General features: G+C 57.0%; 13 protein-coding genes. 5 read left to right on the top strand and 8 right to left on the bottom strand.

What is annotated here, in order from left to right:
* Positions 1-140: 140 nt before the first annotated feature.
* The 4 genes from rfbB to BJQ17_RS08760 are packed head-to-tail and all read left to right on the top strand — an operon-like array spanning position 141 to position 3,960.
* Entirely contained in the window at positions 141-1,217 is a 1,077-nt protein-coding gene (gene rfbB / locus BJQ17_RS08775) for a dTDP-glucose 4,6-dehydratase (RefSeq protein WP_054888745.1), read from the top strand.
* On the top strand, positions 1,214-2,119 hold the full coding sequence (rfbD, locus tag BJQ17_RS08770) for a dTDP-4-dehydrorhamnose reductase (protein WP_070095910.1): 906 nt from the start codon (positions 1,214-1,216) through the stop codon (positions 2,117-2,119). Before rfbB ends, rfbD begins: the two co-directional genes overlap by 4 nt.
* Positions 2,116-3,006: a glucose-1-phosphate thymidylyltransferase RfbA gene (gene rfbA, locus BJQ17_RS08765; RefSeq protein WP_054888747.1), complete on the top strand. Its 891-nt coding sequence runs from the start codon at positions 2,116-2,118 to the stop codon at positions 3,004-3,006. The genes rfbD and rfbA overlap by 4 nt, the downstream gene beginning before the upstream one ends.
* A gap of 36 nt (positions 3,007-3,042) precedes the next feature.
* Positions 3,043-3,960 (top strand): glycosyltransferase, encoded by a 918-nt coding sequence (locus BJQ17_RS08760; RefSeq protein WP_054888748.1) that lies wholly within the window; start codon positions 3,043-3,045, stop codon positions 3,958-3,960.
* Between the two features lie 448 nt (positions 3,961-4,408).
* On the opposite strand, the gene BJQ17_RS08755 is transcribed toward BJQ17_RS08760, so the two are convergent.
* The 8 genes from BJQ17_RS08755 to BJQ17_RS08715 all read right to left on the bottom strand — a co-directional run bounded on the left by BJQ17_RS08755 (position 4,409) and on the right by BJQ17_RS08715 (position 16,976).
* Positions 4,409-6,913, bottom strand: a complete 2,505-nt coding sequence (locus BJQ17_RS08755; RefSeq protein WP_127644091.1) for a hypothetical protein — start codon at positions 6,911-6,913, stop codon at positions 4,409-4,411.
* A gap of 9 nt (positions 6,914-6,922) precedes the next feature.
* The gene (locus tag BJQ17_RS08745; RefSeq protein WP_054888750.1) at positions 6,923-7,261 is read right to left on the bottom strand and encodes an EamA family transporter; all 339 of its coding nucleotides are present in this window, start codon (positions 7,259-7,261) and stop codon (positions 6,923-6,925) included.
* The gene (locus BJQ17_RS08740; protein ID WP_054888759.1) at positions 7,262-8,254 is read right to left on the bottom strand and encodes a glycosyltransferase family 2 protein; all 993 of its coding nucleotides are present in this window, start codon (positions 8,252-8,254) and stop codon (positions 7,262-7,264) included.
* Positions 8,255-8,304: 50 nt separating this feature from the next.
* Positions 8,305-12,828 carry a glycosyltransferase gene (locus tag BJQ17_RS08735; RefSeq protein ID WP_070095908.1) on the bottom strand — a complete coding sequence of 1,508 codons (4,524 nt, stop codon included), beginning with the start codon at positions 12,826-12,828 and terminating at the stop codon, positions 8,305-8,307.
* A gap of 6 nt (positions 12,829-12,834) precedes the next feature.
* On the bottom strand, positions 12,835-14,184 hold the full coding sequence (locus BJQ17_RS08730; protein ID WP_054888752.1) for an ABC transporter ATP-binding protein: 1,350 nt from the start codon (positions 14,182-14,184) through the stop codon (positions 12,835-12,837).
* A complete protein-coding gene (locus BJQ17_RS08725) occupies positions 14,174-15,001 on the bottom strand; it encodes an ABC transporter permease (RefSeq protein WP_012053368.1) in 828 nt (275 codons plus the stop codon). The genes BJQ17_RS08730 and BJQ17_RS08725 overlap by 11 nt, the downstream gene beginning before the upstream one ends.
* Positions 15,001-15,546: a dTDP-4-dehydrorhamnose 3,5-epimerase gene (gene rfbC / locus BJQ17_RS08720; RefSeq protein WP_012053367.1), complete on the bottom strand. Its 546-nt coding sequence runs from the start codon at positions 15,544-15,546 to the stop codon at positions 15,001-15,003. Before rfbC ends, BJQ17_RS08725 begins: the two co-directional genes overlap by 1 nt.
* A gap of 503 nt (positions 15,547-16,049) precedes the next feature.
* Positions 16,050-16,976, bottom strand: a complete 927-nt coding sequence (locus BJQ17_RS08715) for a glycosyltransferase family 2 protein (RefSeq protein WP_012053366.1) — start codon at positions 16,974-16,976, stop codon at positions 16,050-16,052.
* 652 nt (positions 16,977-17,628) lie between these two features.
* On the opposite strand from BJQ17_RS08715, the gene BJQ17_RS08710 reads away from it, so the two are divergent.
* Positions 17,629-25,128 carry a type I polyketide synthase gene (locus tag BJQ17_RS08710; RefSeq protein WP_070095907.1) on the top strand — a complete coding sequence of 2,500 codons (7,500 nt, stop codon included), beginning with the start codon at positions 17,629-17,631 and terminating at the stop codon, positions 25,126-25,128.
* Positions 25,129-25,131: the final 3 nt, after the last annotated feature.

Below are 25,131 nucleotides of genomic sequence, written 5' to 3'. Positions count from 1 at the left end.
GTTTTCGCTTAGGTAAGTTTGCCTCTATTGAATCGTGGGAACGCAAAAGTGGCATCGCTTGTGGTCATTTTGTGCCGTTGCTTCCATGGATAGGGTGAATACTTTTCGATTTTTGTCAGGCCCCAAGGTAGAAAATTCTCGTGAAGATTTTAGTAACAGGTGGTGCAGGCTTTATTGGCTCAGCCGTCATTCGGCACATCATTTCCAATACGGCTGACTCTGTAGTCAACGTCGACAAGCTCACCTATGCGGGGAACCTCGAGTCTCTGCAATCCGTCGCTCAGAATCCACGGTATGCCTTTGAGCACGTTGACATCTGCAGTCGTGAGGAGATGGATCGGGTGTTCCGCGAACATCAGCCTGATGCGGTGATGCACCTGGCTGCCGAGTCCCATGTCGACCGCTCTATCACCGGGCCGTCGGCGTTCATCGAAACCAATATCATTGGTACCTACGTCCTGCTCGAAGCCGCGCGTGGCTACTGGTCCGGGCTCGACGAAGCACGTAAGTCGGCATTCCGTTTCCACCATATTTCCACTGACGAAGTCTATGGTGACCTGGAAGGGCCGGAAGATCTCTTCACCGAAACGACCCCCTACCAGCCAAGCTCCCCGTACTCGGCGAGCAAGGCCAGTTCCGACCACCTGGTACGCGCCTGGGCCCGCACTTATGGGCTGCCGACCCTGGTGACCAACTGCTCGAACAACTACGGGCCGTTCCACTTCCCTGAAAAACTGATCCCGCTGGTGATTCTCAACGCACTGGAGGGCAAGCCGCTGCCTATTTATGGCAAAGGGGATCAAATCCGCGACTGGCTGTTTGTCGAAGATCATGCGCGTGCGCTGTATAAGGTCGTGACCGAGGGTGAAGTCGGCGAAACGTACAATATCGGTGGCCACAACGAGAAGCAGAACATTGAAGTTGTGCGAACTGTTTGCGAGTTGCTTGATGAACTGCGCCCTGACTCCGCGTTCGCTCCGCATTTCAACCTGGTGACCTACGTTACCGACCGACCTGGCCATGACGTACGTTATGCGATCGACGCCAGCAAGATTCAGCGCGAACTGGGTTGGGTGCCGGAGGAGACCTTCGAGTCCGGTATTCGCAAGACTGTTGAGTGGTACCTCAGCAATGCGGAGTGGGTAGCGCACGTCAAGAGTGGCAGCTACCAGCAGTGGATCGACACGAATTACACCGCGCGTGCTGAAAAGCCATGAAGGTTCTGTTGCTGGGTAAAGACGGACAGGTTGGCTGGGAGTTGCAACGTGCCCTGGTAGTCATGGGTGAGATCGTCGCCTTGGGCCGGAATCCGGTGTCCACCTCATATGGCACGCTCAGCGGTGATTTGTCGGACCTGGACGGGTTGCGCCAGACCATCCGTGCTGTTGCGCCTGATCTTATCGTAAATGCCGCAGCGTACACTGCTGTCGACAAGGCGGAGACTGAGCAGGAACTCGCCCGTAAGGTCAATGCCTTGGCTAGCGGGGTGATTGCTGAAGAGGCAAAGCGTCTGGATGCATTGTTCGTGCATTACTCCACGGACTATGTGTTCGATGGTGCGGGTACAAGCCCCTGGAAAGAAAGTGATAGCGTATCGCCGGTAAACTATTACGGCGCCACCAAGCTTGAGGGTGAGCAACTGATTGTGGCGTCTGGGTGCAAACACCTGATCTTCCGCACCAGTTGGGTCTACGCAGCGAGAGGCAACAACTTCGCCAAGACCATGCTACGTCTGGCCAAAGAGCGGCAGATCCTGAATATCATCGCGGACCAGATTGGTGTGCCGACCAGTGCCGAGCTATTGGCCGATGTTGCGGTGCATGCAGTGCAGAAGACACTGAACAATCCCAGCCTGTGCGGGATTTACCACCTGGCTCCCGCGGGTGAGACGTCTTGGCACGCATACGCGACCTATGTCATTGCGTCTGCGCGAGCACACGGCGAGCCGTTAGCAGTGGAAACGATCAATCCAATTGCTACCACGGAATATCCGACGCCTGCAAATCGTCCGTTGAACTCACGTCTGGATACAACAAAGCTACGCGATGCTTTCGCTTTGCAATTGCCGGACTGGAAAGTCGGTGTAACTCGAATGCTCATGGAAATCTTGAATAAATGAACGCAATCAATCGTAAAGGAATCATCCTGGCAGGCGGTTCGGGAACGCGTTTGCACCCGTTGACCTTGGGTGTTTCCAAGCAAATGCTGCCAATCTACGACAAGCCGATGATCTTCTATCCGCTGTCGGTACTCATGCTGGCGGGTATGCGTGAGATCCTGATCATTTCGACGCCTGACGATCTGCCGGCGTTTCGCAAGTTGCTCGGGGATGGCAGCCAATATGGCATTCAGTTGAGCTACGCGGAGCAACCCAGTCCGGATGGCTTGGCTCAAGCATTCATTATTGGCGAAGAATTTATCGGCAATGACCCTTGCTGCTTGATCCTCGGTGACAATATTTTCTATGGTCAGCATTTTTCGGATAATTTGCGCGCCGCTGCCGAGCAAAAAGACGGTGCTACGGTATTTGGCTATCACGTGAACGATCCCGAGCGCTTTGGTGTCGTTGAATTCGACAAAAATGGCCGCGCCCTTAGCATTGAGGAAAAGCCCGCAGCACCGAAGTCCAACTATGCTGTGACCGGTTTGTATTTCTACGATAACGACGTGGTCGAGATCGCCAAAAGCATCAAGCCTTCCGCGCGCGGTGAGCTCGAAATCACCGATGTCAACCGTGCCTATTTGGACAGGAAGTCGCTTACGGTGCAGATGCTGGGTCGCGGTTTTGCTTGGCTGGACACAGGCACCCATGAGTCGCTGCTAGAGGCTAGCCATTTTGTTCATACAATCGAGCAGCGCCAAGGCTGGAAAGTAGCGTGCCTTGAGGAAATTGGCTATGCCAACGGCTGGATTTCGAAAGAACAAGTCGCCGCTCAAGCGGAGAGGCTGAAAAAGACGGGTTATGGCCAGTACCTGCAAAAGTTGCTGGAAGTGGGGGCTCACTGAGTCTCTTGTCCTCACATTAGCAAGGTAGCTAGCAGCATGTCCGACAATCACCCACGGGTTGCAGTGCTGCTGGCAGCATACAACGGCATGGCCTGGATAGAACAGCAAGTTGCCTCTATCCTGGCGCAAACCGGTGTCGTTGTAACTATCTACATTAGTATTGACCCCTCATCTGACGGGACAGAAGCCTGGTGCAATGAATATGCGATCAGTCATCCTACAATACACGTTCTGCCGCCATCGGGTAGGTTTGGGGGGGCTGCACCTAATTTCTTTCGGTTGATTCGGGATGTTGACCTCTCGGCGTACGATTACGTTTCGTTCTCCGATCAAGACGATATCTGGTGTCCAAACAAGCTCGAGAGGGCAACGATGACGCTACGTGTCGGTGGCTTTGACGGTTATTCAAGTAACGTTTTCGCTTTCTGGCCAGATGGCCGCCGCATGCTCGTGGACAAGGCACAACCGCAGGTGCAATGGGATCACTTCTTTGAGGCCGCAGGGCCTGGATGCACTTATGTAGTTACGCAGAGGTTGGCGGTGGCATTCAAGCGTCTGATCGAAGAACGCTGGCTACAGGTGCAGGAAGTTGCGCTACACGATTGGCTATGCTATGCGTTTGCACGCAATGCTGGGTTCCAATGGTTCATCGACCCCGTTGCCTGGATGGATTATCGGCAGCATTCGTGTAATCAGGTCGGCGTTAACGCGGGCCTGGGTTCCGCTGTCAAGCGGGTCAGCAAAGTCTTCCATGGTTGGTGGTTTTCTCAGGTAAGACTTATCTGTGAGCTAACTGCCAAAAATGCAGATGGCGGTCAGGTGAAAAGACCGGAGCTTTACGGAAGGCTGGCAATGATAAGATTGATGATTCAGTCAAGAAAATGTCGTAGGCGACCGCGCGATCAATTAGTATTTGCCGCATTGTGCATTCTGTTAGTGTTTCGCCAACGCTGAGCGTTGGTGTTGCGATCCCTATCATTCCATAGTACCTGCCACAGTTTTTCCAAGCGCCCGCCTATCTGCTGGCTTTTATATGCCTGCGCTGATAGTAGAAGATCGGTACGTCAGCCTTCTTGGCACTGACCGGTAATAAATTATAAGCGAGCTATAAACCCCACCTGTTTCATAAAGGGGGAGAGGTCAGGTATTCGAGTCGGTGGCCTGCCCCGCTTGAGTCCTTTACCCTAACAGTGGGTCGCCTAGCTGTCGACCTCGCTCCAATCCCGCTACCGTCAACTAGATCGATTGTATTCGATCCATGAAATTACCTACCGCCAGATGGGATTCATGGATCGAAATGATACAGTGCTAAAAAACTTCACACTGTGACTCTAATCTGAAATGCAAGTCATGAAAGTCTGTATGGGTGCGGTGCCTGATGATCAGGCACTGCGTGAGACAGCTATGGATGATGTGAAATCCTGTACCACGACCAGCCATCAGCACTGAGAAGCTTCACAAGGGTAGGGTTAGTGGCAAGCTCGGTATCCTCCGAGGAAGGCGAGGCCAAGACGGTGGCTCCCGTGAGCGCGAAGTCGAATACACCACTTGTGACGTTCACTCTCACAACATCCGGTTGTGGGGTTGTGATCACAAAAGGCGTGCTGTTATTGTTCTTCGTAGAGGTGAAAAACAAGTGCTGGTAACGATTGTAGATATCCAAGTATTTGTGCTCTGGGTCGAGTGACTTCCAGATTTTTATTTGAGGATAATAATAGATGCCATTCGTTGTGTGAGTGCCACTGGCAACTAGGAACATAGATGGAAGCATGTTGTTCAAGGTTACGATCTTGTCGGAGCTGCTGATCACTGATCCGGAGGCCGTCGTTAGCTTGTTCGAAACGTTTTGGGGGGCAATGCTGAGAGGATTCATGGTGGCTGTGGTTGCAATGCCGAGCCCCAAACTTATCGCCAAGAACTGTTTTTTGTTTCCTGTCACCAGGAAGTATCCGATTGCTGCGGTGGTGATCAGTACGCCCAGCATTACACTATTCGACAAGCCGGCAAGAATGCTGTCATCAAGGTCGTGAGTGTTTTTATAAACGATATAGATCCATGCGATTGATGTGAGTGCTGCGATCGACCTTTCAAACATAGTTGACTCTTCACGCTGCGTTCGCGAAATCAGCATGCAAGAAAGGATCAGTGTACTCAGGCCGAGGCTGAGATCTGCTCGGTTGGAGGGTACCCGCCCCCACATTGAGTACTTTGCAAATGCTTCGGGTACCCCTACGGTCATGAAAATCAGAGAAAATGATATAAAGATAGCCAGTGATATCTCAATGGCGCCAAGCGCTCTTCTTCGTGCGGCCAGTAGGAACGCGGCAATTAGAGGCAGTAGTACATAATAGAATGAGGCAATTTCGCTTTGATTGCTCAGCGGGCTTGAGAGGCGGTGCAGTGTCTCAATGTTGGTGAAGCCGCGTAGGATGAATGGTAGTGATAAGTTTCCGCCCAGTACAGTCGTGCGTTGCCCTGGATATACAGTATTCTCCATTGCTTCAATTGCTGGCTTGGCATCTTTCCACCAGAGCCCAACTAGTATCCCACTTACCATGAGGGAGAGGGATATGAAGCCTAAGGTGGAGATATTCAGTTTTTTGTATAACTTATCTCTGATAGCTATGCCAATCGTCAGTGCTACAAAAACGTATCCTAGCGAGACTTGCCATGGAGGGTACAGGACGAAAACGAATCCGGCGAATGCGATGCCGAGTAATAGACTATAAATCGCTTTGCACGATGCATTCTTTGCATTGATTAGTTTTATGCATGCCAAAAAAACAATGCATGGGAAAAGTGTCGCGTAAGCGGGCCAGAATGACCAGCCGACTACATAAGGGGATACGTTGAAAATGAGTGCGCCGAGAAAATTGCTACGCCACTGTCCTGGAATCAAAATGCATAAAACTGCCCACAGCGCGAGCAGGCAACTGAAGAAAGGGAAGCACCAGTCCCACGCGAGGGCGCGCTTCAGATCGAATAGGAAGAAACCCCAGGTTGCAGGCTTTGCAATCTGCGAAATGTGCGCAACAGGCACACCGGTCATTCCGATGATGAGCATGTTTTGGCCATCTTCACCATGATTGGTGTTGATGATCGGATTAGCGGGTTTATGATTGTATTGGGCTATTGCGAGCGGGGTGAGAACCAACCATTCATCACTACGTATCGGCTGCTCATTTCCCCAGATTTTAATGAGGTCGCTACTGATAAAGGGAGTTTGCCGGATTCCCAAGTTTACAGATGAGCCCGTTAGTCCAAGTGTCACGCAAGTGGTAAAAACTAGAGTGATAACGCCTGCAAACAGGTGAGGTGCATACGTTCTTGACTTGAGCAGTCTGTTAGAAATATTTTCAGCGAAGAAAAATGCGAACAGTGCTAGTGCAAGGCTAATGATAATTATGGTTTTGGTGGCGCGAATAAGTGTTTTTTGCTTTTTTTCATCGTTGCTGGCTGTTGCTGTTCCTGGAGACTCGCTTGTGCCAAGGCTTAAAGCTGGTCCAGTGTCTGGAATTGCTTGTACTTCTATCTTGTGGCTGCTGGAGGAGGTGTCATCATTGAGTTGTAGTGATAGACGCCATCCGGATTGAAGCCAATCCGGTCTTTTTGTGGAGCTTACTACATCAGGCCTTTCAACGCGTTCAAATGGGCCCTTGTATATCTGCTTGCCATCAATAGATACACTTAATGCTACTATCCGTTGAGTGGGAGTTGCGCCGCCAGCCCAACCTTGGAGAATGAGCTTTCCTCTGTCTATCTGAACTGAATCCACATAGCCATCACCATTGCTAGGCGTACCCCATGCGGCAGTACTCGAGATACTTGCGACCGCTGTGAACATGACCGCTATCAGGAATGACCAGAATGCTCTGGGTGCAACCTTAACGATGGAGTAATTCTTCATGGAGTACGCTCAGGCTCTAACCGTGATGATAATTCCAGCGATAATCACTGCAACACCGATGAAATATTGGGTTTGAAATTTTTCACCGAAGATCAAGTGGCTACCTATAGGGACCAACACGAAGGCCAGGGCCATAAGAGGATAAACTTTTCCGAGTTCAATCTTCTGTAGCACCCATACCCAGGCAATCGTTGTGATTCCATAGAGTGCGAATGCTGCAAAGAGTGTTGCCAGAAAATTGACGTCGAAAACACTTCCCGCTCGATGCAAGGCCGATGCACTAACCTTGAAGAGGATCTGTCCTGCAGCGATACCCAAAACGCAAATTAAGGCAATGATATAAGTCATTTACTGAGCTGCCTTGTTTGTTCTTTTCATCGGATGTAATGGGCGTTTTGGAACAGATTGAATGTCATGCCCGAGAAACGCCAGAATCAATTGTGTGCCAAGGATTACAGGCAGCGCGGAGACCATGACAGTGCCAGCAGGTGTGGTAATCCCGGACTGAAGAGAGTCGATCCAATGTGATGCCCCAAACGTTGTGCCGACAGCCATTAATAAGAGACCTGCTGGCAATTCGATTGACGCCAGTGACATATCACGAAGGTAATAATTGTAAAAAACCCGCTTGCCGAAATTGCGCAAGTGTTTGGCTAAAAACTCGCCGATTATTTTTGAAATTTTCAGGTTGCTGACTTCGTCTGCATATTTTGCATCCATGGGGATATCTACTGCTACCGCCCTTATCGTATTAAGTCGGAAAAGCATGTCGGTTTCAAAAAAATATCGACGACTTATTTTGTGAAAGGGGAGGTGGCGTGCAGCATCTCGGTGAATCGCTGTGTAGCCATTGGTAGGGTCGAAGAGATCCCAGTACCCTGACGAGAGTTTGGTCATGAATGAAAGGACTGCGTTGCCAAATAACCTCATTTTCGGCATTTGTCGAATTTCTTCGAGATCGAAGAAGCGATTGCCTTTCGTGTAGTCGGCTTCACCGTTGATGATGGGTTCAACGAATTTTGGCAACAAGTTCGGGTCCATCTGCCCATCGCCGTCGATTTTTACAATGATGTCCATTCCATCAGAAATGGCTGCTTGATATCCAGCCATCACTGCGCCGCCAACGCCTTGATTTTCAGCGTTTCGGACGACTATTACACGAGTGTCTTTGCAGTTTTCCTGAACGAAGTCGCCTGAGCCTTCCGGGCAGCAATCGTCTACTACATAAATTTTCTCGACTTCTTCCCCAATAGCATCTACGACGGAGAGAATATGTGCTTTGACTTTGTAGGATGGAATCACTACAGCAATTTTTATTTGACTTGTTTTTCTATCTGTCATTGCAAGACCAGTCAGATTGGTTTCGAATGCATTCATTTGTAGTTACTTCTCTATACGTTCCTAGGTGGGAATGCCAGTGAGAAGTCTTCATGCTCGAAACTCAGGTTGGGGTTGTATGCAGGGTCTGCCGCAATAACCTCCTTCCATTTCTCTTGCATATATCTAACTTCGCTTTTGAACCGCTCAATCTTTTCGGGCGTATCCTCCAGCCCGCGAGTCGCCGATTCGTGGTGATACAAGTCTGCATTTGGCGTCCAGATATTCTGGTATCCAGCGGCCATGACTTTCAGGCAAAAATCAACGTCATTGAAAGCAATCTTCAACTCGACTTCATTGAGCCCGCCGACTTCTTCGAAAATGGACTTGCGAACGATCAGGCATGCGGCGGTGACCGCAGACATCCCCTGTATCAGCGACGCACGTCCGAAATAGCCATGGTGCCCACGCGGCAGCATCTTGTGGGCGTGACCGGCCAATGTCAGCGGGCCCATGATGACGCCGCCGTGCTGCAAGCGGTTATCTGGGTACCACAGCCTGGCGCCGACAGCGCCTGCGCCAGGTTGCAACGCCAGCGACACCATTTCGCTCAACCAGTCAGGGCTGATCACTTCAATATCGTTATTGATCAGTCCGACCAGTTCACCGCGGGCTTCACGGACCGCACGATTGTTCAGGGCCGAATAGTTGAATGGCCCATCGTCACGGAGCACCCTGATATTCTGCTGCAGTTTGAGTGACTCGAAATACTGGAGGCTTTCTGGATCATCAGAGCCGTTATCCACCAGAATGATTTCGTAGTGCTGATAGCTGGTCTTGCTCGTTATGCTTTCAATGCACTGACGCACTAACCCAACAGCATTGCGAGTCGGGATGATTAGGGAAACCAGCGGCTGATCTGCCGGGAGGTCGTAGTGGACCCGGTACATACCGAAATCCAGAAGCTCGGCGTGGCCCTTGATACCTGTACGTTGCAGATGCTGGTCCAGTGCATTCTGACCGGCAATCTGTGCATATGGCTTTTCACCCAGCGACATAGCCGTGCTGCCAGGGTGAACGCGCCAGTGGTAGAGAACATGCGGAATATGAACGATCTGATCGGGCCTGACTTGTTCGACGCAGCGCAACGCCAGGTCGTAGTCTTGTGAGCCTTCCATGCCTTCTCGGAAGCCGCCAACCCGGTGTACCAGGTCCCGGCGGTATACGCCAAGGTGGCTGATCATGTTGTGTGAGCGGAAGAGATAGAGGTTCCAGTCAGTCTTGAAATAAGGGGCCGAGCGATTACCCTCGACGTCGATCTTGTCTTCGTCCGAGTAAATGACGGCAGCGTCGGGGTTTTCATGAACGGCTCGCGCGATCCAATAAAGGGCGTGGGCCGGCAGCAGGTCGTCATTGTCCATGAGTGCCACGTATCGGCCGCTTGCAAGCTCCAGTGCCGAGTTGCTGGCTTTGGAAATGTGGCCATTCTTTTCGCGTAGCACCACCTTGAACCGCTGATCCTGTTTGGTCAGCCCTTTCAAATAGGCAATGACTTCAGGGTCAGTGGACGCATCATCGGCAATGCAAAGCTCCCAGTTCTTGTAAAGCTGGGCAGTGACACTGTCGATAGCCTCGCGCAGTAGATCCATTGGCGGGTTGTAAACCGGCATGATGATCGAAATCAGAGGCTGGTCTTTCCACTGCCTGATTTCTTCGCTGATTCGCCAGCGATCATTATCGTCCAGGGTGTCATAAAGCTTCACCCAGCTCGCGTAGTCATGGCTATGGATAACCTCGCCACTTTCCGGGCTTACGAAGCTGGAACTGCCCGGGTTCGCGACCCAGCGAGCTCGAGCGATCAGCCCGGCTGTGCCATGCTGGCGCCATACGCTGATGGTCTTGCGAACAGTGCTTTTCAAGCCGCCACCACGTCGGATCACCGATGGCAGTAATTTGAGCCCTCTGTTGAGCCTGCGTGTCAGTGTGATGAGCTTTCGGGCCGGGGCGGTCGCCTTCCAGCTGGTCGACTTCTGCATGCCGATGATGTGCAGATTGAGGTGGTGGATATGGGTGTCTTTATCGACCTGCAGAACATGTAGACGCTCTTCGAGGTTACGAATGTGTTCGTCCTTCTGGGCAAGAGACTCTTGCCATCTGGCGATGGATGCCTGCAGCGCTGGAACGCCGAGCAGCTCCGGATCTTTCGCTTCGCCGGCGTTCAGCCCCATCATCTGCTGCTCGTGCAGCACCTGGGCCAGGGGCTCTTGTTGCTGGACCTTCTTCTGCAGCTGAGTCGACAGCTCATGAATTTTCCTGTCCTTCGCAAGCAGGGACTCGCTGAGTTCTGCAAGAACAGTGCTCTGGCTGACAGAGGCTTTGACATGCGCCAGGGCATGAGCGATTTCTTTGTTCGAGTCGACGATCAGATCAAGTTTACTTTGCAGGTCCGTGACAGGACTTACATGTCCAGATTGATTCAGCATGTTGACCTCCCGAGCCAACTGCGCGTCCGTGAATATAGTAAGGCTGATTTCCAGCTCGAGCTGCTCGCCGATTTGCAACGTTTCCATGTCCACGGGAAGCGTCACGCTGGGATCGTCAGTCAGAGCGAGGTAGAGCGAATCATCCGCGCGAGGGATCTTCCACGCGAACATTGCCGCTAGCGGCAGGCTGAGTTCGCCTGGCCATTCCCAGGCAATTCGGGCGCCAGAATATACCTTTATGCTTTCAATCGAGAAGCCCTGCCGCTGATCCACGGGATCGAAGCGGAAAACAGTAGAGGCTGCGAGTGGGCTGGGTAGAGCGAACTGGAGCCGTTGCGGGCCATCACTGACCTCGTGGCGCAGTGCTGACTGTTCAGAGAAGTTGCCATGCGCGTCACTGATATACAGCGTCGCGAATTTCGACGTTGATTGTGTGCTGCCCAGCTTGTGAATCAGGGCTTCGGGTGCCCAGTCCAAGAAACGGTCGGCTTTCTTTCCTGTGACTTTCTCTTGAAATGCCGCCTCGAGCGCAATGTAGCGCTCGCAATCTTCACGACTGATATCCAGCCCTGCGCTCGCCAGCAGGCCTATGGTGAACTCTTGGCGGCTGAAGGAGGCTGCGCTCGGGTAGAACGGGTTCGCTGCGGCCATGAGCAGCAGTAACGCGCGCATCATCAGGTGACCAAGTTCGACACCCCCGATCATCTCCCATTCAACGTCGATGAGCTGCGGCGTGCCGTCAGGTCTCAGCACGATGTTCTGCGGCACGGCATCGATGTAGTGGCCGGGAAGCACCGCGCCCACTGAGCGCAGATCGACATCTGCCTCATCTTGCTTGAGCAATGTCGCCAGGCAGGCGAGATAGGTTTTTATAAAGGGCGCAAAGCTGTCAATGCTCCAGTCGTGGTGAGCGGCGCTATCCAGAAAATCAAGGCTTAGCACCTTGCCGGCGGCGTATGCATCAATGCGGGGCAGTACGTACTTGAATGCGCTGCTGTCTTCATTCTCGGAAGGGGTAGCGGAGGAGGCCAGTTGTTTGTATTCGACCTGAATGCCGTCGTCAGTCATGACGAACAATGACTCTTTGCAATAGCGGGTCTTTCTGCCGATGCTGTAGTGATAGGCGAGGATATCGTCCTTCTGGCTATCGTTTTTTTTGCAGGCTGCTTTGATCAGGAAGGAGTTGGCAAGATCCATGCCCAGACGATTGTTGAACACCACCTGCCAGGCTTTTTCCAGGTTGAAGGTGGTCGACTCTGGCAGTTGAGGGTCTTTCTTGACGTTCTGCCAGGCAAGCGCCGCAGCATCGAACGCATCACACTGGAAGCCGGCTTCAGTGATGATCGAGTTGGGGAGTTTGTAGTCCGGGCTTGGAGCCATAAAATCGGATGCTTCAAAGCCGGCGGAGGCGAGCAATCTTTCCAGCTCTACCTTACCGAAGGTCTTGGGCTGGCCGTGTTGGTAGCGGCCTTCGATGCCGTACATGGCAATGCCCACGTGATCTTCCGGGGCGCCCGCAAAATACTTGAGACCAAGCTGGTTTTCGATGGCAATGAACAGATGACCGTCTGGCTTTAGCAACTGACGAATGCGTTTGAGCATGGCGAGCGCGGGGTTTTCGGCGTTGCTGAACATGCTGGCGTATTCGAGCACGCCGATCAGGGTCACGGCGTCGAACTGCACGTCCACCTTGAAATCGTCGAAGCGCTCCGCCAGCACGGTCACGTTGTCCAGGTCGCGCGTTCGGCTGGCGGCAATGGCTGCCCGGCGCGGGCTGCCTTCCAGGCAGAGCAGTTCGGCGCCGCACTCGCCCAGGTAACGGCTGATAGCACCGCAGCCTGCGCCAATTTCGAGAACACGCCCTTTGAGTAAATGTTCGAACGGACGCAGGATATTGCCGCGAACCGCGCTCAGATGGTACAGCTTCGCCCAGTCCGTGCAGTATTGAGGGAGCTCATCGGATAGGACAGAGACGTCGCTGGCCTCGCGAATAATCTTCGCCAACTCGGTTTCGCTGCTATCGCCGTCGCTGTAGGCGATGCCCCCAAAGTCGGAACGGACCCACACTTCAGTATCGCGGTCTTTGGTATAGCCATGTTGTTCTAGTGTGTTCATCGGGGCTTACCGGTTTATTTCCATAGTCAGAGCGAGGTCAATCAGGCCCAAGAGATTGGGTGTTGGCTCAACGATAAAATGAATGGAGTCGTAGCGACGATCGTGAGGGACGATTTCTTCGCCTTCGCGGGATGCCAGGCCGATGGATATAAAATAATCGCCTGTCGCTAGCCTGTTTTTGAATTGCAGGCGCGCGGTAGTCCTGGCGCCAGCTTCGCCCAGGGCTCGGGCATCTTCGCAATCAAGAAGGTATGAATTGGTGCCGTAGACCGTGACGCCTTCCTTGGTCTTGATGGTAAAGCCAATGATCGGATTGATGACAGGGCGGTTGAATGTGAACGCGAGCGTCAGGGTGATATCGTCGCCTGGCTCCACGCTGTTGGGATAAGCATTGCCTGCGGCGCTCAGGTGGAAGTCAGTGAGGGTCGCAGCGCCATCTCCCCAGCGATATTCATGCTGGTTGTAGTTGGGCCGAGTACTGTAAGCATCCTGGTCGAACAAGAGTGAAATGGCTTCGCGCGGTACGTCTGCTGACTCGGTGGAAGCGCTTTGAGCGTTTTGCTCCAACCCAGGCTTGATTTCCTCTTTGTCGCGACCGAAGAGGATGTCGGTGTAACGGTTAATGACCGGGCGCGATTTGCCAATCATTTCGACGCGACTCTTTTCCAGCAGAATCGCCCGAGAGCAATGCGTGACCACTTGTTCACTGGAGTGGGTGACGAGCAGGATACTGGTACCGTTATCTTTGAGCTGGCGTAGGCGCTCAAAGCATTTGGCCTGGAACCTCGCGTCGCCAACCGACAATGCCTCGTCAACCACGAGGATTTCCGGGTCGACCTGTGCTTGTACGGCAAATGCCAGTCGTACGGCCATTCCGCTGGAATAGGTTTTAACGGGGTGATCAAGGAATTCGCCGATATCTGCAAAACCGGCAATAGCATCAAAGCGCTGGTCGATTTCCTCGCGGCTCAGGCCGAGGACCGCACCGTTGAGGTAGACGTTTTCGCGCCCGGTGAATTCAGGGTTGAACCCAGAGCCCAGCTCCAGCAGTGCGGCGATACGACCGTGGGTCTCAACCTCCCCCAGCGTCGGCGTCAAGGTGCCGCAAATTATCTGCAGCAATGTCGACTTCCCTGACCCGTTGCGGCCCACGACGCCTACTGTTTCCCCTTTGTTGACATCGAAGCTGATGTCGCGTAGGGCCCAGTATTCCTTGCCGTATGTAGTGACCGGGTCGCCGGCCCAACGTTGGAGTCGCGGGACGATTGCCTGTTTCAGCCGGTCATGTGGCTTGTCGTAGCTGTAAAAGCATTTGGAGACGTTCTTGACGCTGATGACAGGTTGATCAGATGACATCGGCGAATCCTTTGCGCGTCTTTTGGAAGAACCAGAATCCGGCGGCAGCGATAATTGCACCCACCGCGAGGGCAGTTGCCAGGTTGACCCAGTCTGGCAGGTTGCCGAAGAGTAGGACGCTACGGCTTTCCTCGATGATGTAGGTCAAAGGGTTGAGCTTTAGCCAGGGCTGGTAGGCTTCGGGCAGTGCAGCCACTGGATAGAGCACCGGAGAGAGGAACAGCAGGACCGTTGTCAGTACGGTGATGACATGCCCCACGTCTCGCAGGTAAACGCCCAGTGAGGCCAATAGCCAACTGATGCCCAGGGTCGCGAGAATCAAGGGAACGAGGATCAGCGGAAACAGCAAGGCGCTCCAGTAGAGCGTGCCGACGATCAGGAACTGGGCGATCAGTAGCACCAGCAAGCTGATGCAGCTATGAAAGAGGGCCGATCCCAAGGTAATGACCGGCAGAATCTCCAGTGGGAATACCACTTTTTTCACGTAGTTACTGTTGTTCATGATGAGGGACGGGGCACGGTTGGCGCATTCCGCAAACAGCCCGTGAATGATCATTCCGACGAAAAGCAGTATCGCGAATCCACCTTTGCCAGTGTCTACTCCGACCCAGCGCGTCTTGAAGATCTCCGAAAACACGAATGTGTAAACGGCCAGCATCAGGATCGGGTTGAAAAACGACCAGGCCAAGCCCATTACCGATCCTCGATATCGGCCGATGACCTCGCGCTTGGTCATCTGCGAGATCAGCGACCGGTTTTTCCAGAGGCTGATCGTCAGGCTGGCGGGGCCGGCAGTATGACGCAGGTGAGCATTCACTATTCAAACACCTCTGCATCCTGCAGCAGGGCAGCGATGTCATCTTTGGCGGACAAGGTCGGTGCGTCGGTATAAGGCCATTCGATCGCCACGGTTGGGTCATTCCAGGCCAGGCTGCGCTCGAACTTAGGTGCCCAGTAATCGGTGGTCTTGTAGAGGAACTCAGCGGTTTCCGAAAGCACGACGAAACCATGGGCGAAGCCTTCGGGGATCCACAATTGATGCTGGTTGGTTGAGCTCAAATGAGCGCCAACCCACTGGCCAAAGGTTGGTGAGCTCTTGCGCAGATCCACGGCAACATCGAACACCTCGCCATGCGTTACCCGGACCAGTTTGCCTTGCGCATGCTTTATCTGGTAGTGCAAGCCGCGAAGCACGCCCTTCACCGATTTGGAATGGTTGTCCTGAACGAACGTGACCGACCTACCTACAACCTCTTCAAACACCTTCTGATTGAAGCTTTCGTAGAAAAATCCCCGCTGATCGCCGAAAACCTTCGGCTCGAAAAGAACAACATCCGGAATCGCAAGGTGAGTGGCTTTCATTGCTGCGGTATCTCCAGGTACGACCAGGACCGGTTGAGCGGTGCTGCTGGTAAAAAATCAGAAAGGGATCGGTCTGCGGCTCAACCCTTGAATCGGAGGCATGGCAATCGTCGGGATTATCGCCCAGGTACGACGGCGTAGCCCTTGCAAAGGCGACGGGTGCTATTCATGGGGAGAGCCAGATGTCGCGGCATCATTTCTCGTCGCCTTGGAATGTGCGCGATGGCTAGCAAACAGGGGCGGCAAGATCACGTTGCAAAGAGGTGACGTTGAAGGGGTGCGGGTGCGCTGTCTGTTTGATCATGATGCGAAAAAATGTCTTCTGTCTGCCGTCGGTAAAATCATGATTGCCGCGGTCAGACCGCAGCGTGGGGCTGTTGATCCATAAGGCAGTTACAACTCGCGTGCGGCGGGCTGTAAGCGCAGATCAGACTAGCATGTGGCCTCAAGCGTGACAACGCACGTCCGTCTGGGGCTTCACGTGTCATGCCGTGCCATTATATTTAAAGCTTGTTGAGAATCGCCGCTGCTAATAAGCTCAGGTTGCCGGCAAGTGTCTGACGGTATACCCCGGTCTCGCCCAGCAGTCGGAGGCGTTTGAATAGTGGACTTTTTCTAGCGGTAGCAAACTGCTCCATGATTCGCAGGTTGTCCTGGCTGAGGCTGGATTTGTATTTGGCCAAAATGCGCAGGTTCATTTCATTCCACTCACTGAAGCGCCCGCGGAGCGTGCAGGCAAGTCGAACCAGGCGTCGCCGAAATCCTGTATTAGATCCGATCAGGTTACCGCCATGCTGGCGATAGAGAAGAGTGGGTTGTGGATCATATATGACGACACCGTCATGGCTGCTGACGAGAAGGTAGGTCAGCCAATCATGTGCGACTATTTGAGCGTTAGGTTCGATCGCAGCCAGCAACGCTTGTGTGCGTCGATTGACCAGCATCGTATTGGCCCCGGCGAGGCTTTGGACCAACGCATTGCGGAAGCTTGGCGGTCTGGTAAAGAGCGGCGAATGCCCTGCGCATTTGCCGGCGGCGTCAATAAGCTTGGTGCGTGAGCAGTACATCGTGGCGACGTCGCTGCGGCTTTGTTGCAGTGCGGCCAGGCTTCTGGCCAGCTTGTCGTCAAGCCAGATGTCATCCTGGTCGCTGAAAGCGAAGTAATCGCCGTCCACCAGTGGATTCTGAATCAGTGAAATGAAGTTCCTGGCAAAGCCCTGTCGAGGGCCCTCGAAAATAAACAGTCGAGTACCAAGCGTGCGCTGATAATGATGAAGAATATCCAGGGTGTCATCGCTCGAGCCATCATCGGAGACATACAGAATCCAGTTTTTATGGGTTTGCTCTATAAGCGAGTCAAGTTGTTCGCGCAGGTACTTTGAGCCGTTGTAGGTGCAAAGAAGAATTGCAATCAAATTGTTTTCGTTCATGTTCCTGGCTTTATAAAATTTTTAGGCATCTGCTGTATCGGCGGCAGGTCGACTCTCGGGTTGTGACTGGCGTACGCCTGATGAAGGTTTGTCCGATTTCATCAGGCAGGATGAACATAGTAATCCAGGGTTGTAGCCGTTGTCATTGGGGCGGTTGGTGAGTCAGTCGTGGCGCAGGTCGACTGGCCAGCTTTTAACTCAAATTAATATTCATTACACTAGTTTCTTGGGTCTCTGGGCTATTTTCGGAATATTCCTACAGGGCCGATTTCTATGAGATTTTCCTGAGATGTTCGTGAATTTTTGGGGCGGGTTTCGATCGAACGGGCTTGGCTCACCCCGGCATTCGTTCACCACCTGTTCGTCCGGTCGGTCCACATTCAGGCAACCGCTACAAAGCTCCGCGTATGCTGTCCAATCTGTCCTCAGGGTTTTCCCACCTCCACAACCCGCGTATCATCCGCACACACAAATCTGAACATTCCCACGCTAGCCCCAGACCAAAAGTCTTGCGCCCCCCGCGTGTATGCTGCTTCAGGTACCCAGACAATCATCAGTGACATACAACGACCGGCCAGCTTCATGGCCAGGCCAGGCATGCCGGCTGTCCGACGGATGGGACGGTGCCCGATGAGATTTGAAGGAATAGGTTTTGATCAAGCGTAGAAAGGTTGCAATCGTCGGTTGTGCGTACCGTTTTCCTGGCTCTTCCAATGCGGGCTTCTGGCAAAACCTGATGGAGGGCCGCGACCTGGTGACCCAGGTTGACCCGTCGCGTTGGAACAAACGCGAGTTCCAGCACCCGGACAAGGCCAGCCCTGCAACCAGCTACACCTTCGCCTCAGGCACCTTGGGTGATATCAGCGCTTTCGACGCGGGCTTCTTCAGCATCTCGCCGCGTGAAGCCGCGATGATGGACCCGCAGCAGCGCATGCTGCTGGAGATGTGCTGGGAAACCTTCGAAAGCGCCGGGGTCAAGCCGTCCAGCCTGCGTGGCAGCAACTGCGGCGTGTACCTGGGCATCGCCGGTGTCGAGCAGTCCTACCGCCTGCTCGAGGACCTGTCGGCCATCGATGGCGCCACGGCGACCGGCAACACCATGAGTATCGCGGCCAACCGCCTGTCGTTTTTCTACGACCTGCGTGGCCCAAGCATGGCCATCGACACCGCCTGCTCGTCGTCGCTGGTGGCCTTCCACCAGGCGTGCCAGGCCATCCTCAGCGGTGATGTCGACCAAGCCGTGACGGGCGGTATCAGCCTGCACATGCACCCGTTCGGGTTCATGATCTTCGCCAAAGCGACCATGCTGTCGCGCACCGGGCGCTGCCAGTCGTTCGACGAAAACGGCGACGGTTACGCCCGCTCCGAAGGCGGCGGGTTGTTCCTGCTCAAGGACTACGACCAGGCAGTGGCCGACGGAAATACCATTTTGGCGGTGGTGGCGGCCAGTGCGGTGAACACCGACGGGCGCAAGTCCAGCCTGACCCTGCCCAATGCCGAGGCCCAGGCGGCGTTGCTCAAGCGCGCCTACACCCAGGCCGGCATCGCACCCGAGCAGTTGGACTACCTGGAGGCCCACGGCACCGGTACCGCTGTGGGAGACCCGATCGAAACCCGCGCCATCGGCGAGGCACTGGGCCAGGCGCGCGGCGCCGGCAACCCGCTGCCAATCGGCTCGGTGAAGAGCAACCTCGGGCACCTTGAAGCCGCCTCTGGCGTGGCCGGCCTGATGAAGGCACTGAACTGCCTGGCCGAGCGCACCGTGCCCGCTACCATTGGCGTGCAGGCGCTCAACCCGAACATCGCGTTCGCCGACCTCAACCTGCAGGTGGTCACCGAGCCCCTGCCGCTCAAGGCCGATGGCCAGTTGACCGTGGGGGTGAACTCGTTCGGCTTTGGCGGCGCCAACGCCCATGTCATCCTGCAAAGCCCCGAGCCACAGGCGCCGGCAGCGCAAGCGGCCAGCGCCCGGCGCGTGCCGTTACTGCTCAGTGCCAAGAGCGAACAAGGCCTGCGCGCAACCGCAGAGCGCTTTGCCGCCTACCTGGCCGGGCAGCCTCAGGCCGACTATTACGATGTGGCCTACCAGGCGATGTTCCGTCGCGATGCGCACAGCCATCGCCTGCTGCTGGTTTGCGACACTGCAGCCGAAGCTGCCCAGGCGCTGGACGACTATGCCCAGGACCCGACCCTCAGCGAACTGAGCGCAGTGCTGGAGGCCGGCCAGGCCCTGGACGGCGCCTCGGCACCGGTATTTGTCTATTCCGGCAACGGCTCGCAATGGCAGGGCATGGGCCGGGCGATGCTCGACCAGCCGCTGTTCGCCGCCGCCGTGGATGAAGTGGACGCGTTGTTCCAGCCCTTGGCGGGCTACTCGCTGCGCGCCGAGCTGCTGGGTGAGAATGGCGAAGGCCGTTATGCACGTACCGAAATTGCCCAGCCTGCGCTGTTTGCCCTGCAAGTGGCGGTTACCAAAGTGCTGGCTGCCGAAGGCATCCACCCGGTGGCGGTGATTGGCCACAGTGTGGGTGAAGTGGCCGCGGCCTGGGCCAGCGGCGCGTTGAGCCTGGAGGACGCCACCCAGGTCATCTACCACCGCAGCCGCCTGCAGGGCCTGACCCGTGGTACCGGGAAGATGACGGCGGTCGGCCTCTCGGGGGAGGCCACGGCGCAACTGATTGCCGAACTGAAACTGGACGGCCGCCTGGTGGTGGCGGGCGAGAACAGCGCCCGCGGCGCCACTGTGGCCGGTGAGGCTGACGCCTTGGCACTGCTGGAAGCGGCCCTGGAAGAGCGCCAGGTATTCGCCCGTCGCCTGGACCTGGACTACGCCTTCCACTCGCCGGCCATGGACCCGATCAAGCAAGCGGTTATCGACGACCTCGCGCATATCCGCCCGCAGGCTACGAAGATTCCGTTCTACTCCACTGTTGTTGGTGGCCAGTTGAACGGCGAACGCCTGGACAGCCAGTACTGGTGGCAGAACATTCGCTTCCCGGTGCTGTTCCAGGGCGCGCTGGCTGCCTTGGTGCGCAATGGCCTGAACCTGTTCGTCGAAGTGGGCCCGCATGCGATTCTGCGCAGCTACGTCAGCGATGTGCTGGTCGAGTGCGAACAACCGGGGCAGGTGATTGGCACCCTCAAGCGCAACGACCACAGTCCACTGCTGCTGGAACGTACCGTAGCCCGCCTGCAGCTTGCCGCCGTGGAGCCACAGTGGCAGGCACGCTTCCCGGTGGCGGGGCGCCCGCTGCGCCTGCCTAACTACGCCTGGCAGCGCGATCACTTCAGCTTGCCGGTCACTGCCGAGGCCTATGGCCCGCTGAGCCACGAGCGCGTGCACCCGTTGCTGGGTTACCCGGTAACGGACCAGGCGCTGACCTGGGAAAACCGCCTGGATACCCAGCAGTACCCGACCCTGGCCGACCACAAGGTGGGTGAGTCGGTACTGTTCCCGGGTGCAGGTTTTACCGAGCTGGCCCTGGCGGTGGCGCAACTGCACCAGCCGGGCGAGTTCGTCGATATCGAAGAGCTGGAAATTCACAACCCTCTGCTGCTGAGCAGCGAGGTCAGCAAGAAAGTGCGCGTGCAGGTGGAAGAGGCCGATGGCACATTGCGCATCAGCTCGCGCATGTTGATGCAACGCGAAGACTGGGTACAGCACGTGGTCGCACGCTTGCCGGGCGAAGCGCGCGGTGTGCTGCTGGACACCCGGGCACCGGCGTTGCCAGCCCGCCCGGCAGACTTCACCGGCGAGCAGCACCTGGCAATGACCTGCGCGGTTGGCCTGAACTACGGCCCCGCTTACCAGACCGTGGCCGCAGCCTGGGTGGAAGGGGAGCGCGTGTTGGCTCAGTTGGTCGTGCCTGCTGCCATCGAACACGAACTGGCAAGCCTGCACCTGCACCCGGCGCTGCTGGATGGTGCCTTCCAGCTGATTACCGAGCTGCTGGCCAGCCGCCAGGGGCATGACGATGGCCTGGCGTTCATCCCCGTCAAGCTTGGGCGCATTGCCTTTACCAATGCCGGCGGTGTGCCGGTGCTGGCCGAGGTGCGCCAGCGCAAGCGCACCGCGCATTCGCTGCTGGTCGACTTCACCCTGTTCGATGCCAGCGGCGCTGCCGTACTGGCGATCAAGGATGCGCGCATGCGTGCCGTGCGCCTGCAGTACGACCGCAGTGGCGATATCAAGCGTATGGCCCATGTGGGGCAGGCCGCGCCAGGCGCAGTTGTGCCTGTGCAGCGTAACGCCGTGGCCTGCTCGCCGCTGGCCGAGGCCTTGCAGTGCCTGGCCGACGAGCCGGCACAGGTGCGTTACCTGAATGAAGTGGAGCCACTGCTGGATGTGCTGTGCAACAGCTTTGTCCTCGATGCGGTGGAACAGGCCGGCGGCCGCATCAGTGCCGAGCAGGTCGCGCAGTGGTCGCAGGGCCAGGGCGACTTCCTGGGGATGCTGTTGCGCCATGCCGAGCACGACGGCAGCCTGCAGCGTAGCGCGGACGGCAGCTGGCGACTGGTTGACCAGGGCGAGCGCCCGACCTCGCAGGCTATCTGGCAAGAGCTGTTCAAGAGCTACCCCGAGTACTTCCAGATTATCCATTCCGTGGGCCGTATCGGCCGTCATCTGTCGGCGTTGCTGGATGGCAGCCAGGCCTTCGACACCCTGCAACCGCGCGAAACCAGCGGTGCCAGCCTGGCGCGCCTGGTGCTGGGTGCGGCAGGGCAGCAGCACCTGCTCAGCGGTATTGGCCAAACCCTGGCCGCGCGCCTGGCGCAGCTGCCGCCCGGCCAGCGCCTGCGGGTGCTGGAATTCGGCTTCGGTGGCGCTTCGTTTGCCGAGCTGTTGTACGCCGGTCTGGATTTCGATCGCCTCGATTATGCCTACTGCGTCGCCGAGCCCGAGCTTGAGCAGCGCCTGCGTGACGATTGCCCGGCGCTGCAGGTACTTGGTCTGGAGCAACTGGCCGAAGCCGGTACGTTCGACTGGGTCCTGGTGCCTACCGACTTCGGCCCCCTTGGTACCGTGGGTGACGCCTTGCGCCTGGCCAGTGGCCGGCTCAACCCGCACGGCCAGTTGGCGCTGCTTGGGCAGTACCCGGCGCGCTGGGCCGATTTCGTCTTCGGTGCCCAGCCAGATTGGTGGCTGGCCGGCCCGCAGCAGGCGTTGTCGCGCCAGCAAGGCCCGGCGTTCTGGAGCCATGAGCTGCAGCGACATGGCCTGACCGCGCTGCGCACGCTGGAGGCGTTGCCGGGTAACGCCTGTGGTAGCTACCTGTTGCTGGCGGACAAGCCCGCCGGTGCTGACACTGCTGCACCCGTGGCCGTGCAGCGCTGGGCCGTACTCGCCGAAGCCGGGCAGGGCGCTGCCCTGCGCCTGGCACAGCAACTGCGCGCCCAAGGCCAGCAGGTTGACCTGTTGCAGCCGGGTGACGCCCAGGCGCTGGCGGCACAGCTTGGCGCCTTTGCCCAGCCCCCTGAGCATGTGCTGCACCTGGCTGGTTTCGACAGCGGCACAGGCCTCGATGGCCAGGCCGAGCGCTGCATGCAAGCGGCCGCGCTGGTGCAGGCCTGTGAGTCGCTGACGATCGCCCCGCAGTGCTGGCTGTTCAGCCGTGGCGCTGCCGAGCACCTGTACAGCGTCGACACCGCCGCTGAGGTTGCGGCCATCGGCGACGCCGCCTTGTGGGGCTTTGGCCGTACCTTGGCCAACGAATCCCCGCACTGTCGTATTCGCCTGCTCGATCTGGCCCACGCGGCAGCGGTCGAGCTGGCGGTACCTGCGTTGCTGCACGCCGACAGCGAAACCGAGCTGGCCCTGGACGCCGAAGGCCGTCGCTACGTGCCGCGCCTGCGCGTGCTGGCCGACCAGCCGCGCCGCGCAGTGGGCGATGCGCAGTGGGTGTGCCTGGGCTTCGACCTGCCGGGCCAGCTGCGCAACCTGCGCTGGGAGGTGCGTGAGCCGCGTCAACCGGCGGCGGATGAGCTGGACATTCAGGTGCGCGCGACGGGCCTTAACTTCCGTGACGTGATGTTCGCCCTCGGCCTGCTGTCGGATGAAGCCATCGAAAACGGCTTCTCCGGCCCTACCCTGGGCTTCGAATTTGCCGGTGTGGTGCAGGGCAAAGGCGCCGAGGCAGTGGGCGACTTCGCCCCGGGTGACCGTGTGGTGGGCTTTGGCCCCTGCAGCTTCGCCAACCGCCTGGTCACCAACGCCAACGCCGTTGCACGCATCCCCGAAGGGATGTCGTTCGAAGCGGCGGCCACCATTCCGAGTACCTTCTTCACCGTGTACTACGCGCTGCATCACCTGGCGCGCCTGGAGCCGGGCGAGAAGGTGCTGATCCACGGCGCTGCCGGTGGCGTGGGCATCGCGGCCATCCAGATCGCCAAATGGCTGGGTGCAGAAATTCACGCCACCGCAGGCAGCGACGAGAAGCGCGACTTCCTGCGCCTGCTGGGCGTCAGCCACATCTACGACTCCCGTTCGCTGGCGTATGCCGACCAGGTGCTGGCAGCCACCGGTGGGCGTGGCGTGGACGTGGTGCTCAATTCGCTGGCCGGTGAGGCCATCAACCGCAACCTGCAGGTGCTGAAGCCGTTTGGTCGCTTCCTGGAGTTGGGCAAGCGCGACTTCTACCAGAACACCCGTATTGGCTTGCGCCCGTTCCGCAACAACATCAGCTATTTCGGTATCGACGCTGACCAACTGATGAGCGAGCGCCCCGCGCTCACCCGCCGCCTGTTCGCCGAAATGATGGAGCTGTTCGAGCAGGGCATCCTGCACCCGTTGCCGTTCCGCGAGTTCGACGCCAACCAGGTGGTCGAGGCCTACCGTTACATGCAGCAGGCGCGGCAGATTGGCAAGGTCGTGGTGACGTACGCCAACCCGATCCAGCAAACCGTCGACACCCGCGTGCAGCCGGTGCGGGCATTGCAGCTTGCCGCCGATGCCAGCTACCTGGTCACCGGCGGCCTGGGTGGCTTTGGCTTGCGTACTGCGCAGTGGCTGATCGACAAAGGTGCCCGTCACCTGGTGTTGCTGGGCCGTCGTGGCCCGGCCAGTGAAGAGGCCCAACCGCAGCTGGCGTTGTGGCACGCCCAAGGTATCGATGTGCAGGCCGTGGCGTGCGACATCACCGACCGTGAGCAACTGCGAGGGGTGTTTGATCGCATTGCCGCCAGCCCATGGCCACTGCGTGGCCTGGTGCACGCCGCGACGGTGATTGACGACAGCCTGATCCGCAACCTTGACGGTGACCAGTTGCGTCGCGTGCTGGAGCCCAAGGCCAAGGGTGCGCAGTGCCTGCACGAGCTGACCCAGGGCCTGGCGCTGGACTTCTTCGTGATGTTCTCCTCGGCCACCACCTTGTTCGGCAACCCTGGCCAGGCCAACTACGTGGCGGCCAACCACTGGCTCGAAGCCCTTGCGCGGCACCGTCGTGCTCAGGGCCAGGCAGCCACCGCCGTGCTGTGGGGCGCCATCGACGATGTCGGTTTCCTGGCGCGCAACAGCCAGATCAAGGACGCCCTGCAGAGCCGCATGGGGGGCTCGGCGCTGCGGGCTGAGGCAGCCTTGGCACAGCTCGAGGCCATGCTGTTGCAGGGTGAAAACGGCCATGGCGTGCTGGAGCTGGACTTCAAGGCCCTGGCGCGCTTCCTGCCGAGCGCCACTACACCGCGCTTCAGCGAACTGGCCCGTGCCTATGGCGGTGACCATGAGGATGAAGGTGGCGGTGAGGACATCCAGCGCATGCTGGAGGAGCTTGACGATGGCGAACTGCTCGAACGCTTCGTAGACATGCTCAAGCACGAGGTGTGCGAGATTTTGCGCCTGCCGCCAGCACGCCTGGATGCCCAGCGCCCGCTGCAGGAAATGGGGCTCGATTCGTTGATGAGCGTTGAGTTGGTGGTGGCGCTGGAAGAGCGTTTCGGTATTCGCCTGCCGGTGATGGAACTGAGCGACAGCTCCAGCATCGACAAGCTTGCCGCACGCTTGCTGGAGCTGCTGCGCGGTGAAGCGAGCAGCGGCGAAGAGCAACTGGCGCAGAATGTGCTTGCCCGCCATGGCAGCGAACACAGTGCCGAAGAGTTGGCGCAGTTGAACGCAGCCTTGGCCGACAGCAACGCGGCACCCAACCGACTGATTGATTAAGAG

Origin of the sequence: Pseudomonas sp. NBRC 111139, from assembly GCF_001753955.1 — a bacterium.
In the GTDB taxonomy this organism is placed as follows: Bacteria; Pseudomonadota; Gammaproteobacteria; order Pseudomonadales; family Pseudomonadaceae; genus Aquipseudomonas; species Aquipseudomonas alloputida.
This window is presented reverse-complemented; position numbering and strand designations above follow the sequence as displayed.

Excerpts from the sequence above, each read along its gene's own strand:
- rfbD (WP_070095910.1), top strand. The coding sequence starts at position 1,214 with ATGAAGGTTCTGTTGCTGGGTAAAGACGGACAGGTTGGCTGGGAGTTG.
- rfbA (WP_054888747.1), top strand. The coding sequence starts at position 2,116 with ATGAACGCAATCAATCGTAAAGGAATCATCCTGGCAGGCGGTTCGGGA.
- BJQ17_RS08760 (WP_054888748.1), top strand. The coding sequence starts at position 3,043 with ATGTCCGACAATCACCCACGGGTTGCAGTGCTGCTGGCAGCATACAAC.
- BJQ17_RS08755 (WP_127644091.1), bottom strand. The coding sequence starts at position 6,913 with ATGAAGAATTACTCCATCGTTAAGGTTGCACCCAGAGCATTCTGGTCA.
- BJQ17_RS08745 (WP_054888750.1), bottom strand. The coding sequence starts at position 7,261 with ATGACTTATATCATTGCCTTAATTTGCGTTTTGGGTATCGCTGCAGGA.
- BJQ17_RS08740 (WP_054888759.1), bottom strand. The coding sequence starts at position 8,254 with ATGACAGATAGAAAAACAAGTCAAATAAAAATTGCTGTAGTGATTCCA.
- BJQ17_RS08735 (WP_070095908.1), bottom strand. The coding sequence starts at position 12,828 with ATGAACACACTAGAACAACATGGCTATACCAAAGACCGCGATACTGAA.
- BJQ17_RS08730 (WP_054888752.1), bottom strand. The coding sequence starts at position 14,184 with ATGTCATCTGATCAACCTGTCATCAGCGTCAAGAACGTCTCCAAATGC.
- rfbC (WP_012053367.1), bottom strand. The coding sequence starts at position 15,546 with ATGAAAGCCACTCACCTTGCGATTCCGGATGTTGTTCTTTTCGAGCCG.
- BJQ17_RS08715 (WP_012053366.1), bottom strand. The coding sequence starts at position 16,976 with ATGAACGAAAACAATTTGATTGCAATTCTTCTTTGCACCTACAACGGC.